This window comes from Dactylosporangium sp. NPDC000521, assembly GCF_042898305.1.
Taxonomy (GTDB): Bacteria; Actinomycetota; Actinomycetes; order Mycobacteriales; family Micromonosporaceae; genus Dactylosporangium.
On record NZ_JBIAYW010000010.1, the window covers coordinates 400,650 to 413,294 of the forward strand.

General features: G+C 71.9%; 13 protein-coding genes. 5 read left to right on the forward strand and 8 right to left on the reverse strand.

Annotated elements, in window-relative coordinates; translation table 11 throughout:
- Positions 1-27: 27 nt before the first annotated feature.
- On the reverse strand, positions 28-798 hold the full coding sequence (locus ACFY3L_RS32070; RefSeq protein ID WP_389332365.1) for an arginase family protein: 771 nt from the start codon (positions 796-798) through the stop codon (positions 28-30).
- Here ACFY3L_RS32070 and ACFY3L_RS32075 point away from each other — a divergent pair.
- Positions 797-1,246 (forward strand): hypothetical protein, encoded by a 450-nt coding sequence (locus ACFY3L_RS32075; RefSeq protein WP_389332368.1) that lies wholly within the window; start codon positions 797-799, stop codon positions 1,244-1,246. The genes ACFY3L_RS32070 and ACFY3L_RS32075 overlap by 2 nt on opposite strands.
- Here ACFY3L_RS32075 and ACFY3L_RS32080 read toward each other — a convergent pair.
- The gene (locus ACFY3L_RS32080) at positions 1,186-1,953 is read right to left on the reverse strand and encodes a DUF4184 family protein (protein WP_389332371.1); all 768 of its coding nucleotides are present in this window, start codon (positions 1,951-1,953) and stop codon (positions 1,186-1,188) included. The two genes, ACFY3L_RS32075 and ACFY3L_RS32080, sit on opposite strands and share 61 nt — an antisense overlap.
- 12 nt (positions 1,954-1,965) lie before the next feature.
- The gene (locus ACFY3L_RS32085; RefSeq protein WP_389332374.1) at positions 1,966-2,673 is read right to left on the reverse strand and encodes a cyclase family protein; all 708 of its coding nucleotides are present in this window, start codon (positions 2,671-2,673) and stop codon (positions 1,966-1,968) included.
- Positions 2,674-2,827: 154 nt separating this feature from the next.
- Between ACFY3L_RS32085 and ACFY3L_RS32090 the strand changes: the two genes are divergently transcribed.
- Entirely contained in the window at positions 2,828-4,180 is a 1,353-nt protein-coding gene (locus tag ACFY3L_RS32090) for a VWA domain-containing protein (protein WP_389332377.1), read from the forward strand.
- Here ACFY3L_RS32090 and ACFY3L_RS32095 read toward each other — a convergent pair.
- Complete coding sequence (locus tag ACFY3L_RS32095) at positions 4,163-4,600, reverse strand: SufE family protein (RefSeq protein WP_389332380.1); 438 nt, start codon at positions 4,598-4,600, stop codon at positions 4,163-4,165. The genes ACFY3L_RS32090 and ACFY3L_RS32095 overlap by 18 nt on opposite strands.
- Before the next feature lie 18 nt (positions 4,601-4,618).
- On the reverse strand, positions 4,619-5,044 hold the full coding sequence (locus ACFY3L_RS32100) for a CBS domain-containing protein (RefSeq protein ID WP_389332382.1): 426 nt from the start codon (positions 5,042-5,044) through the stop codon (positions 4,619-4,621).
- Between the two features lie 145 nt (positions 5,045-5,189).
- On the opposite strand from ACFY3L_RS32100, the gene ACFY3L_RS32105 reads away from it, so the two are divergent.
- Together ACFY3L_RS32105 and ACFY3L_RS32110 are read left to right on the forward strand one after the other, a co-directional pair.
- The gene (locus ACFY3L_RS32105) at positions 5,190-5,957 is read left to right on the forward strand and encodes an SGNH/GDSL hydrolase family protein (RefSeq protein WP_389332385.1); all 768 of its coding nucleotides are present in this window, start codon (positions 5,190-5,192) and stop codon (positions 5,955-5,957) included.
- A 4-nt stretch (positions 5,958-5,961) separates the two neighbouring features.
- A complete protein-coding gene (locus ACFY3L_RS32110) occupies positions 5,962-6,801 on the forward strand; it encodes a sulfurtransferase (protein ID WP_389332388.1) in 840 nt (279 codons plus the stop codon).
- A 95-nt stretch (positions 6,802-6,896) separates the two neighbouring features.
- Here ACFY3L_RS32110 and ACFY3L_RS32115 read toward each other — a convergent pair whose 3' ends face one another.
- The 3 genes from ACFY3L_RS32115 to ACFY3L_RS32125 form a co-directional block, all read right to left on the reverse strand.
- Positions 6,897-7,847: a hypothetical protein gene (locus ACFY3L_RS32115; protein ID WP_389332391.1), complete on the reverse strand. Its 951-nt coding sequence runs from the start codon at positions 7,845-7,847 to the stop codon at positions 6,897-6,899.
- Entirely contained in the window at positions 7,837-10,290 is a 2,454-nt protein-coding gene (locus ACFY3L_RS32120) for a glycosyltransferase (RefSeq protein WP_389332394.1), read from the reverse strand. Before ACFY3L_RS32120 ends, ACFY3L_RS32115 begins: the two co-directional genes overlap by 11 nt.
- A gap of 130 nt (positions 10,291-10,420) precedes the next feature.
- Positions 10,421-11,341: an ADP-ribosylglycohydrolase family protein gene (locus tag ACFY3L_RS32125; protein WP_389332567.1), complete on the reverse strand. Its 921-nt coding sequence runs from the start codon at positions 11,339-11,341 to the stop codon at positions 10,421-10,423.
- A gap of 43 nt (positions 11,342-11,384) precedes the next feature.
- Between ACFY3L_RS32125 and ACFY3L_RS32130 the strand changes: the two genes are divergently transcribed.
- Entirely contained in the window at positions 11,385-12,608 is a 1,224-nt protein-coding gene (locus tag ACFY3L_RS32130) for a YncE family protein (RefSeq protein WP_389332397.1), read from the forward strand.
- Positions 12,609-12,645 lie beyond the last annotated feature (37 nt).

Genomic DNA, 12,645 nt, shown 5'->3' on the forward strand with positions numbered 1-12,645 from the left:
CGCACAAGTTCGCGCGACACGAGTACACTACGCACTTCCACGATCACGTTGAGTCCGAAACTTGTTCGGATTCTTTCGGTAGCCTTTGCAGATCGTTTGGACGAATTCGCGCGCCCCGGCGCCGTTGCCGGGCCGCCAGGTGCACGCGAGGTCCACCGCGACGACCCGCCCCGTCGCGATGATCTCCTCGACCTTCGCGAGCACCGCCCCGAGCGACGGCCCGCCCGGCACGGGAAAGAGCAGGCCGGGTAGCTCCGCCGCGTCCACCACGTCGAGATCCACATGTACGACGAGCGGGCCTTCCGGAAGTTCAAGATCGCGGAGTTGGTACCGGCGGATCCCCGACCCCCGCAGGTACTCCTCCTCGGCCGGATCGAGGTCCCGGGCGTCGACCAGCACGGCCCGCTCCTCGGCCAGCGCCCGGATCCCGAGCCGATCGGCGATGAGCTCCGGCCGGTACCCCACGAGCACCCGCAACGGCATCCCGCCGATGTACCCCGAGGTGGTCGTCTCCAGCGTCTGCACGTCACCGTGCGCGTCGAACCACACGATCGCCGGGTCGACCCCGCGCCGCTGCAGGCCGGCGACGGTCCCCAGCGCGGTGGTGCAGTCCCCGGAGATCACCACGGGCGCCTCGGCGCCGCTCACCTCGTCGGCGACCCGTTCGTACAGCACCGCCAGCCGCCCCCAGATGTCACCATCCCCGGGGAACTCGACGGTGACGGTCACGTCCGCAGGCTCGTCGACCAGGCCGTCCAGCCGTTCGTCCAAGTGGTAGGGAACGTAGATCGTGGTCATGCCCCCAGTCTCTCCCGGCCTCTCCGGCGTCGCCTGGGGACCACCGCCGGCGCGTGGCCTGCCGGCCCGGGTCACCGTCCTGTCCGGCCCGTCCGGCGTCGGCAAGACCCGGCTCGCCGACGCGTACGCCGGCCAGTGCATCGCCGACGGCTGGCCGCTGGTCCTGCGACTGTCCGCGACGGGTGAGTCGCTGGCCCTCGACTGGCTGGAGACCGGCCGTGTCGACGAAGGCATCCAGCTCCTCTCGCAGGTGCTGGCCGATCAGTTGGCGTCTGCCGCTCCTGTACCGGAGTGCATCGCCAACATCGAGCACAACCTCGCCGACGCCTACCGGCTCGCGGGCCGCGACGCGGAGGCGAAGGCGCTGTATCAGCGGTGCATCGCCGGCTACCCGCGCGGCGGGGTCGTGGAGCTCACGGCGCGGGGCGGGCCGGCCGCGCTGCGCTGAACCGTGCGGGTGGAGACCACGGCCGCGGCGGCGAGCAGGGCGAGCATCAGGGACGTGATGAGCCGGACGCCGACGATGTGCGGGCCGTGGTAGCCGAGCTGCCACGTCACCAGGGCGCCGGCGGTGAACACGGCGGCGGTCGTCGGCCAGAAGAGCTTCGGCGACCGCGCGACCGGTGGTGGCGTGCCGTGCCACTCGCGCAGGAGGCGGTGGCTTCCGGCGTACCAGATGAACAACGGCGTCAGGAGCAGGGAGGCGTAGTCGCTGGTCTGCCGCACGGCGAACCACGAGGCCAGCGGGCCGGGGTGGGTGACGAGGTCCCACAGCAGGTGGCTGGCGACCCCGATCGCCGCCGAGCTCACCGTGATCCACCACGGGTGGCGGACCCGGCCGAGGACGCCGTAGTCGCGGGCCCAGCCGCCTTCGCGGCCCAGGTGCGCGGCGACGGCCGGGGCGCCCAGGCGGATGAGCCACGCGATGAGCAGCGCGACCGGCACGCTGAACCACAGCGCGCCGAACAGGTGGTCGGGCTCGTAGCCCCAGGCGTGCACGCCGTGCCGCGGCGCCGGGACCGGGAGCCGGTCGAAGAGGTACGCGGTGTCGGGTGCCGCGGCCCCGGCGACCAGCGCGACGCCGTCGAACCACCCGGGCCGCCACAGCTTCAGCGGCAGGACGGCGAGCGGATGCGTCGGCAGCGTCGAAGGCACACCGTCATCCTGCTACAGCAGGCCGAGGACTCTCGCCGGTCCGCCGCTGCCGCCCTTGTACCGCGGGACCCCCACCACGATCGTCGCGCCGGCCTCAGGGAGGGCGGCCAGGCCGGCGAGGTGCTCCAGGCCGTACCGGCGCCCGTGCAGCCAGATCCGGTGCACTGGGCAGCCGCCGCGCTCGCCCGAGGGGGTGTCCAGGCTCGGCGTGTCGATCCCGATCGCGCCGGCCTGAGGCCGTTCCGCCACGAGGAACTCGGCCACCTCGGGCGCGAACGCCGGCCAGTGCGGCTGGTCCTGCGGGTCGAGCCCGAGGTACGCCCGCCGGTCGTCGATCCGCTCGGACCAGCCGGTCAGCGCGAGGACCGCGGACCGATCCGGCAGCGGGCCGTTGCGGCGCTCCCAGGTGCGTACATCGGCGACCTCGACGACGGCGTCGGCCCTGTCGGCCGCCCGGTCGCGGATGTCGATCACCGCGGCGTGCAGGACCAGGTCCGCCGCCGGGATGTCGTCGACGGTCCGCTCGCCGTCGGCGAAGTGGGCGGGCGCGTCCAGGTGCGTGCCCCAGTGCTCGTCCAGGTCCCACCGCTGCGAGAAGCACACCCCGCTCACGAAGTCCTTGGACGCCGCGACGCGCGCCGCGGCGCTGGACGGGTGCCCCGGAAACTCCGGCGACAGGACGTGCGACAGGTCAACAACAGATCGACCAAACCCGATCATTCCCCGACGCTACCACCGCTCCGCGCGCAGCTCGCGGTGATGTTGCACGTGAAACATCCTGCACTCCCGGCTGATCATGCACCACCGGATCCGGCCGGGGGGTGCGGCCGTTCGTGGGTCGACCCGGCGGCCTGGGCGTGCGACGTTGTCGGCTGTGACATTGCTTGCCAAGGGTGGTAACACGTCGGTGCAGGTCAACGCCGTCCGCGTGGTCGTCGGCTGGCAGCAGGGAGCGGGGGTGCCCGACGTCGACTGCACGGCGTTGCTGCTGGACACCGGCGGCAAGGTGCGCGGCGACGCCGACATGGTGTTCTACAACCAGCCGAAGCACCCGGGCGGCGCCGTCACCCACGACGGGAAGCAGCAGGCAGGTGGCTGGGGGTACGACGCGGTGAGCGTCGACCTGCGGGGCGTGGAGCCGGCCGTCGACCGGATCGTGGTCGCCGCGTCGGCGGACGGCGGCTCGTTCGGGCAGGTTCCCGGGCTGCACGCCACGGTCTACGACACCGCCACCGGCGCCGAGATCGCCCGGTTCACCGACATGCGGGCCACGACGGAGACCGCGTTCGTCGTCGGTGAGCTGTACCGCCGGCAGGGCGCCTGGAAGTTCCGCGCCGTCGGGCAGGGATGGGACACCGGCCTGGCCGGCCTGGCGACCGCCTTCGGCATCTCGATCTCCGATGACCCCCCGGCGCCTGCGACGAGGCAGCAGCCTGCGCCCGCACCGGCGCAGCAGCCCGCACCGGCGCAGCAGCTCGCGTCGGCGCAGCAGCTCGCGTCGGCGCAGCAGCCGGCGGTCCGGTTCACCAAGGGCGAGGAGCGGCTGCCCGCCGCCGACCGGCAGCGGCTCAACCTGCGCAAACAGCAGGTGCTGGTGTCGCTGGCGAAGCGCGGGGCCGCCGGGATCCGGGCCAGGGTCATCGTGGTGCTCGACGCGTCGGGGTCGATGCACCGCCTGTACAAGACCGGCATCGTCAGCCAGGCGGTCGAGCGCATGGCCGCGGTCGCCGCTCAGCTCGACGACGACGGGACCATGCAGGTGTGGGCGTTCGCCGACCTCGCCCGCCAGTTGCCGGATCTGACCATCGCCGAGATGCCCGGATGGCTCGCTACCCAGACGCCGAAACGGCCCTCGGGCGTGGGCGGCAGCAACAACGAGGCGAGCGTCATCGACCAGGTGCGGCGCTGGACCGCCGCGAACCCGGTGCCCGACCCCACCCTGGTGCTGTTCTTCTCCGACGGCGGCGTCCACCGCAACGCCGAGATCGAGCGCCAGCTGCGCGCCGCCGCCAGCGAGCCGACGTTCTGGCAGTTCATCGGCCTGGGCAGAGGCAACTACGGCATTCTCGAGCGGTTCGACCGGATGGAGGGGCGGGTCGTGGACAACGTCGGCTTCTTCGCGGTCGACGACATCTCGAAGGTCAGCGACGCCGAGCTCTACGACCGCCTGCTCAGCGAGTTTCCGACCTGGATCCCGGAGGTCAGGAGGCTAGGCATCCTGCGGTGAGGCGGCCGAGCGGACCTGGCGCTGCAGGCGGTTGAGGATGGCGGTGCCGCCGCGGACGCGCAGCGGGCTGATCGCCGTCGCGAGGCCCATCCGCTGGTACAGGTCCGACGGGACGGCCAGGACCTCGGCGGCGGTGGCACCCTCGAGGCCTTCGCTCAGGATGCCCGCGAAGGCGCGGGTCGTCGGCGCCTCGGGCGGGCAGTCGAAGTAGAGCTCGACCTGGTCCGCGGGTGTCACCACCGCCTTGAGGAAGAAGGGCGTCTGGCACTCGGGCACCTGCTCCATGCCTTCGTGCCCGTCGAACGACGCCGGCAGGGGGCGGACCGCGTCGGCGAACTCGAGCAGCATCTCCAGCACCACGTCACGGGGCGCGGAGGCGAACTCGTCGACGATGATTGCCAGCTTGCCGGGCATGTCCATACCCACAAATCTAGCCGCTCAGTTGTTGGGAGCGGCCTTGCTGATGCCGCCGAGGACCGAGTCGGGGTCGATCTCCTCGGCCAGGTCGCCGATGGAGACGATGCCGACGAGGCCCTGCGACTCGTCGCAGACGAGGACGCGCCGCACGGCCTGGTCGCGCATGAGCAGCGCCGCGGTGTGGATGGAGTCCTCGGGGCGGACCGTGACGAGGTCGCGGGTGACGATCTCGCCGATCGTCGTGGCGGCGGGGTCGCAGCGCTCCGCGACGGCGCGCACGACGATGTCGCGGTCGGTGACCACGCCGGTGAGGCCGGGGCCATCGGCCACCACGACGTCGCCGATGTCCTGCTCTCGCATGGTGCGAGCGGCCTCGGCGAGGGTCGTCTCACTCGGGAGATACACAACATTGGTGGTCATCACGTCGCGGACGGTCTGCATCGTCATGGTTGCCCTCCCGGCTGTTGATGCTCGTTTGTTACCCGAACCCGGAAGGGCTGAACCAGGTGTGGCGTGCGGCAAAGTCGCTTCCAACCCCCCTGGTGCCCTGAAAGGATGCGATGCAGACAGCAGACCATGGGGAGGTTGTGCGGTGGCGGGGTGGACCAGCTATGTCGCGGTCGGTGACAGCTTCACCGAAGGAATGGACGATCCGAGACCGGACGGCAAGGGCTACCGCGGCTGGGCGGATCTGGTGGCGGGCTGCCTCGCCCAGGACCAGCCGGACTTCCGCTACGCCAACCTCGCGGTGCGGGGGCGGCTCTTCGACAACATCGTCGCCGAGCAGGTGCCGCTCGCCACGGCGATGAAGCCCGACCTGATCAGCTTCGCCGGCGGCGGCAACGACGCGCTGCGGCGCGGGTTCGAGGTGGACACGCTGGTCGCCCGGTTCGACAGGACGATCGAGCGGCTGCGGTCGACTGGCGCCGACGTGATCCTCTTCCGCTTCGCGGACCTGACCGGCAGGATGCCGGGCGGCAAGATGCTGCGCCCCCGGGTCGACGCGCTCAACACCGCGATCGACGGCATCGGCGCGAAGCACGGCGCCCATGTGGTGAACATGTGGGACGACGCCGAGTTCGCCAACCCGCGGCTGTGGGGGATCGACCGGCTGCACCTCTCGCCGGCCGGGCACCGCCGGGTCGCCGGCCACGTGCTGACGGCGCTCGGCGTCGACTGCGACGCATCGTGGCTGGCCGCACCACCACCGCCGGAGGACCTGTCGTGGATGTCGCGCACGGCGGCCGACGCGCGCTGGGCGACGCAACATCTCGCCCCGTGGGTGAAGCGGCGGCTGACCGGAAAATCTTCCGGGGACAGAGTGACCGCCAAACGGCCCGAGCTCGCGCCGCTAGATTGAACTCATGAAACTCGTCACCACCGACTGGCTGGCCGACCGGCTCCACGACGACGGTCTCGTCGTCGTCGAGTCCGACGAGGATGTGCTGCTGTACGACACCGGTCACATCCCCGGCGCCGTGAAGGTCGACTGGCACACCGAGCTCAACGACCAGGTCACTCGCGACTATCTCGACGCGGAAGGCTTCGCCGCGCTCTGCGAGGCCAAGGGCATCGGCCCCGACGACACCATCGTGTTCTACGGCGACAACTTCAACTGGTGGGCGACCTACGCGCTGTGGGTGTTCTCCCTCTTCGGCCACCGCGACCTGCGGATCCTCGACGGCGGCCGGGCCAAGTGGATCGCCGAGGGGCGTCCGGTCACCAAGGACGCGCCGGGCCGCGCGAAGACCACCTACCCGGTGCCGACCAGGGACGACGAGGGGATCCGCGCGTTCCGTGAGGACGTCCTGGCGCACATCGCCGCCGACCGCCCGCTGGTCGACGTCCGCTCACCCGGCGAATACACCGGCGAGCTGCTGCACATGCCCGACTATCCGCAGGAGGGCGCCCTGCGCGGCGGCCACATCCCCGGCGCGGTCAGCAAGCCGTGGAAGCAGGCGACCCAGGAGGACGGCACCTTCAAGCCGGTCGACGAGCTGCGCCAGATCTACATGGAAGAGCTCGGCCTCTCCCCGGACGACGACGTCATCGCCTACTGCCGCATCGGCGAGCGCTCATCCCACACATGGTTCGTGCTGACGCATCTGCTGGGCTTTCAGCACGTACGAAACTACGACGGCTCCTGGACCGAGTGGGGCAACCTGGTCCGCGTCCCGGTCGTTAAAGGCAGCAGCCCGAAGTAGCGACAAGCAGGACGGCGGCCCACTGCAGGGGGCCGCCGCCCTGTGCAGGCGAGCGAACGGCGGCCCGGTGTGGGCCGCCGTTCGTCAGGCGCGGGCTATTCGTTCTCGGCCGGCAGGCTGACCAGGTAGTCGACCACCTCGGAGAAGCGGGCGCTGGCCATGGCGACGCACAGGTCGGCGGCGCCGTAGTACAGGCGGAGCTCATCGCGGGCCTCATCGTGGACCAGGCCGGTGGGGAAGACGACGTTGGGAACGTCGCCGACCCGTTCGTACTCGGCCTCGGGGCCCAGGACCCAGCTCGGCGTCCGCCGGATGATTTTCGTGGGGTCGTCCAGGTCGAGCATGACCAGGCCCACGCGGTACAGCGACGTCGCGACCATCTGCTTGACGCCGTGGTAGACGCAGAGCCAGCCGTGCGGGGTCTCGACCGGCGGCGGGCCCATGCCGATCCGGGTGGCATCCCACCAGGGCCCGGAGCGCGCCTGCATGACCGGTTCGGGGGTGGTCCACGCCTGCAGGTCCGTGGACTTCGACAGCCACACGTCGGCCCGCGCGGACAGCACCGACACGGGCCGGTGGAACAGCACGTACTGGCCGTCGATCTTGCGAGGGAGCAGGGAGGCGTTCTTGTCCTCGGGCGGCATGACGATGCCGAGCGGCTCGACCGACTCGAAGTCCTCGGTGCGGGCGAGCGCGACGCAGGGGCCGCTGGGTCCGTACGCGGTGTAGGCGATCACGTAGCCGCCGAGTCCGTCGACGTACGTGACGCGCGGGTCCTCGACGCCCCAGCAGCTGTGCTGGTCGGTCGGGTCGTCGGCGATGAGCGGCTTGGCGTCCACGACCCAGTCGGCGCGGCCGTCCTTGCTGCGGGCGACGGTCAGGTGCGAGATGCCCCGCCGGTCCTCGATCCTGCACAGCAGGACCGTGTCACCGTTGTGCAGGCAGGCGCCCGGGTTGAACACGCTGTTGATCGGATAGGGCCAATCCCTGGCCGTGAGCAGGGGATTGGTGGGTTCCCGGTGGAACAGCTCCGCGTCAAAGTGCATCAGGTTGGCCCTCCGTGGTGCGCAGGCGGGGCGGCTGGGCGGTCGCGCTGAAGCCGGCCGAGGCCCGTCCGACGGCCCGGGTGCCCGTCGGCGCCTTGTTCGGAGTTGGTCGTGACGGGCCGGTGACCGGCAGTGACGTCGGGACCGGCGTCGTGGCGACGACAGGGTGGGGCAGAGCGGCCAAACCGGCCTTGAGCAGGCTGAGTAGCGCTTGGTAATAGGCTAGCGTGGACTCGGCACCCTGGTTCCCATTTGGCTCAGTAGCAGACAAACCATCATGGCAGGCGCCCGTCGCATCGACGTAGAGCCGCGCGCCGGCCCGGTTCCTGCCGAGGAACCAGGAGTAGCCCCAGCCCGCCAGCCGCGCCAGCGCAGGGTCCGCGGTGTGCTGCCAGGCGTCGACCATCGCCTCGGTGATCGCGGCCGCGTCCAGCGGCTGCTCGTCGCCGTCGTCCGCCAGCCACACCGCCGGCGACTCGCCCCGCCGGTGCCACCGGTTGCCGACGCAGCGCAGGGTGCCGTCGGCGAGCCCGACGTGCTGGGCGTACCAGTCCAGCGCCGCGATCGCCCGCGCCGCCACCGCGTCGTCCTCCAGCAGCGCCGCGCCGAGCAGCATCGCCTGCGGGAGCCGGGCGTTGTCGTAGGTCAGCTCCGGCTCGAACCAGCGCCACGACGGGTCCACCGCCGACGTCTCGACCAGCGCCTCGTCGAGCCGGCGCAGCAGCGGCGCCGCCTGCTCGGTGCGGCCCGCCCGGGCCAGGCCGATCAGCGCGTACGCGGCGGTCCGCAGCCCGATGTCCGGCAGCTGGTGGGTGCGCGCGCCCAGCTCGTCGAGCAGCGCTGCGGCCGGCCGCCGGATGTCGTCGGGGACGGCCGGCGTGCCGACCAGGACGCCGAGCGCCCAGACGGCCCGGCCGACGTGGTCGCCCTGGTGCGGCCAGTCCTGCCACGTGCCGTGGTAGCTCAGCACGTTGTGCATCGCGCCCGACGGGTCGTAGGCGGCGGTCAGGAAGCGGATCGACTGGCGCAGCCAGCGCGTCGCCTGGGCCGTCTGCTTCGCGTCGATGCCGACCGCGAGCAGGTCCGCCGCGACGATCGCGAGCCGGGCGACGTCGTCGACGCAGTAGCCGGACGACAGCTCCGGGCTGGACCCCTGCGAGAACTGGATGATGCCGATCTCGTCGGTGAGCCGGTCCAGGTGCGCGAGGTTGAGCAGCGGGGCGGCCGCGGTCGAGTGACCGGGGCGGGCCGTCGCGGCCTGCGTCTGGCGCAGCACGTCGGCGACCAGCTCCGCCTCCCGCGCGGCGACCGCCGGCCAGGGCAGCCACACAGCACACGCCTCCGCCACCGACTTCGCGGCGGCGAGCGCGCGGCCGTCGGTGAGCAGGTCCGTGATCTCCGTCGCGAGCGCCGCGTAGTCGCCGCAGGGCACCACCCGTCCGGCGCCGCCGGCGAGCATGTCCTCCGCGTAGCTGTACGACGTCGACACCGCGGGCAGGCCCGCACCCAGCGCGAACGTGAGCGCACCCGAGCAGATCTGCTCCGGCGACCGGTACGGCGTGACGAACAGCGTGCTCGCGTGCAGGATCGCCGACAGCTCGTCCAGGCCCAGGAAGGCGTCGACGAAGTGCACGTGGCCGGTCAGGCCCAGCAGCTCCACGCGGGATCGCAGGCTGTCCCGGTAGGCCTCGCCGTCGCGCCGCTTGATCTCCGGATGCGTCGCGCCCGCCACGATGTACTGCGTGTCGGGGTGCTCCTTGACCACCGCGGCCAGCGCGTCGATCGCGATGTCGATGCCTTTGCCCTCGCTGAGCAGGCCGAACGTGGTGAGGGTCGGCTTGCCGGCGACCGTCTCCAGCAGCTCGCGGAGCTCAGGACGCAGCGTCGCGGGGTCCGGCGGCTGGCGCATCGCCTCGGGCGCGCCGTGCGGGACCACGACCAGCTGGTGGCCGGCGGCCACGCCGGTGCGGATCGCGACCCGGCGGGCGGTCTCGGTGAAGACCGTGACCCTCGCCGCCCGGGCGCACAGTGCGCGCAGCGTCGCCGCCTGTCCGGACGAGGGGCGCGACAGCACCGTGTGCAGCGTCAACAGGTAAGGAATGCCGCACGCGTTGAGCGCGCGGGTCAGCTCGAGCAGGTGAGAGCCGTCGGTGCCGCCGAAGATCCCGTACTCGTGCTGGATCAGCACGACCTGGACGCCGGCCTCCCGCATGGCGCGGGCGGCGGCGGAGTAATCCTCGATGCGGTCCTGATTGATGGTGACGACGACCTCGTCACCGTAGCTGTGCCCGTCACGGTCGATGGCCACGACGACTGTTTCCAGTTCGTCGCTGGCGACACCAAGTGCCTCCCGCAGATCCGCGGTGTACGTCGCGAGCCCGCAACGGCGAGGCAGATAGGTCGACACGATACCGAGGCGATAGGTCGCGGCAGGGTGTGACATGAGCACATTGTTACCCCCGGTCCTGCCAAAAAACCTTGATACGGCCGGATGCGGCTCTGGGGTGAATGTGCTGCTCAGTACGTCTTCATGGAAACCCTGTCGCGGCGTGACGATTCGGGTGAATTATCGTTCAATTGTCACGTAGAGTATTCGGTCCCCACGTGGGCAGCGGTTCGCGCGACTCGATCCATTCCGGCGGCACGCCGATCGTGCCGCCGGAGGTGCCGACGCCCGTGTGCGCCGCGACGATCCCGCCCGCGATCGCGCACATCGAATCGGTGTCGCCACCCACTCGTACACACGCCGCCAATGCCGATGGATAGTCGTCGAGATACCGCGCGGCCGCCCACAGCGCGAACGGCACGGTGTCCTGCGCCAATGCGTGCGCGCCGTTACCGAGGTCCGCCGCCACCCTTCCGGGATCGGACACTTCCGCCATGCGGGCGGCGCGGCCGATGCCGTCCCGGACGTCGGACGGCGGCAATGCGTTGAGCACCATGCGCAGCAGCGACTCGCGCGGCGTGTGCCGGGCCGCCAGCGCCGCCGCGAGGGCGACCGCCACGGCACCCGACACGCCTTCCGGATGCTGGTGGGTGACCTCCGCCGACAGCGCCGCCTGCCGCGCCGCGACGTCGGGGTCGCCGGCGAAGAACGCGCCCAGCGGTGCGACCCGCATCGCCGCCCCGTTGCCCGCGGAGCCGCGGCCGGCGAACAGGGCGCCGGCGGCGACCCGCCACGGGACGCCCTCGTCGATGCTGGTCAGCACCGATCGCGCGCCGCGGCCGTAGCCCCGGTCGTGGCTCCAGCGCTGCGCGAACGCGCCCGCCAGCCAGTCCTGGTCGACCCGGCCGTCCCGGCGGAGCCCTTCCAGCAGCGTGCAGGCCATCTCGGTGTCGTCGGTCCAGCGCCACGGCGCCGGCGGCGGGGCGAACCGGGCCCCGTCGGGCAGCGGCGGGTGCATCTCGAACGGTGCGGCGAGCGCGTCACCGACGGAGAGCCCGGTCAGGCTGTCGAGCGCGGCGCGGAGGTCCACCCGCCGAAAATAGTCGATGCGCGCCGGGAACTGGACCGGCGGACCGGGGCTCGTGGTGGGCATGAAGCGTCGCGAACTGCTCGGCCTGACCGGAGCCGCCCTGGTGGCGTCCTGCGGGTCCGGCCCGAAGCCGAAGAAGGTGGAGCCCGGCGAGCTGCTCGCCGTCTCCGTGGGGGACGGGCTGACCGTCGTGGAGTCCGGCACCGGCCGCCGGGTCGTGACACCCGCGGCGACCCTCGCGACCGCCGACGGCGGGCGGCTCGTCAGCGCCGTCGCCGAGTCGGGCGCCTCGCGCATCGTCACCCGCGACGCGCGCACCGGCGATGTCGTCGCGCAGACGACGGTCCGGGGCGCCGGCCGGCTGGCCGCGGTCGCACCCGACGCCGGGCTGGTCGCGCTCGTCGACGGTGATCCTGCGGGCCGGCTGGAGACGACGATCGTGGTCGCCGGGCCGGCGGGCGAGCGGCACCGGCTGACGCTGCCGGGGTTCGTGCAGCCGGAGGCGTTCTCCTCCACCGGCACGAGCCTCTTCGTGCTGGACATGCTGCCGCCGGAGCATCCGGACAGCTACCGGGTGCGGGTGCTCGACCTCGCGGCGGGGCAGCTCACCGCGCTGAACCTGCCGAACGCGAACGCGGGCGTGAAGGTCCTCGTGCCGGAGGGCGCGGAGGAGCAGATGCGCGGCGAAGGGCGGCAGGCGGTCTTCGACGCGCGGCGGCACCGGCTCTTCACGCTGTACAGCCACCAGCCGGACCACGTGCACGTCCGCGACCTGCTGCACCCGGAGACGGGGGCGCGGGACGGCAGGCCGGACGTGCACGCGTTCGTGCACACGCTCAGCGTCGCCGACGGGTGGGCGGTCTGCGTCGACCTGCCGCCGTCGTTCGGCACGGGGCCGGTCGAAGGGCTGACGATCGCGCAGCGCGGTGACGAGGTGTGGGTCGCCGACGCGGGCAAAGGCGTCCTTGCGGTCATTTCCGCCGATGTACTGGCTGTCACGCAGGAGGCCCGGTTCGCGCCGGTGGCCGGCCGGGCCCGGCTGGCGGTGTCCGATTCGGATGCGTACCTCGCGGCCGGGCGGCAGGTGCAGGTGTTCGACACCGGTTCGAAGTCGCCGCGGGCGACCTGGACCCTGCCGGGCGACGCGCGGGGCGTCGCGGTGTCGGGCACGCAGCTGTACGTGGGGCAGGCGGAGGCCGTACACCGGCTGGATCCCGCAACCGGGGCATTGACGGCGACCGTCGCTGTGCCAGGGCTTACCGCCGTGGAGCACGTGCTGGGGTGAGAACGGGGCGGAGAATGTCGGTGGGTCGCGGTAGCGT

Coding starts and splice junctions, on each gene's coding strand:
- ACFY3L_RS32075 (WP_389332368.1), top strand. CDS start 797: ATGCCCCCAGTCTCTCCCGGCCTCTCCGGCGTCGCCTGGGGACCACCG.
- ACFY3L_RS32130 (WP_389332397.1), top strand. CDS start 11,385: ATGAAGCGTCGCGAACTGCTCGGCCTGACCGGAGCCGCCCTGGTGGCG.
- ACFY3L_RS32085 (WP_389332374.1), bottom strand. CDS start 2,673: ATGATCGGGTTTGGTCGATCTGTTGTTGACCTGTCGCACGTCCTGTCG.
- ACFY3L_RS32100 (WP_389332382.1), bottom strand. CDS start 5,044: ATGACGATGCAGACCGTCCGCGACGTGATGACCACCAATGTTGTGTAT.
- ACFY3L_RS32110 (WP_389332388.1), top strand. CDS start 5,962: ATGAAACTCGTCACCACCGACTGGCTGGCCGACCGGCTCCACGACGAC.
- ACFY3L_RS32115 (WP_389332391.1), bottom strand. CDS start 7,847: ATGCACTTTGACGCGGAGCTGTTCCACCGGGAACCCACCAATCCCCTG.
- ACFY3L_RS32070 (WP_389332365.1), bottom strand. CDS start 798: ATGACCACGATCTACGTTCCCTACCACTTGGACGAACGGCTGGACGGC.
- ACFY3L_RS32120 (WP_389332394.1), bottom strand. CDS start 10,290: ATGTCACACCCTGCCGCGACCTATCGCCTCGGTATCGTGTCGACCTAT.
- ACFY3L_RS32095 (WP_389332380.1), bottom strand. CDS start 4,600: ATGGACATGCCCGGCAAGCTGGCAATCATCGTCGACGAGTTCGCCTCC.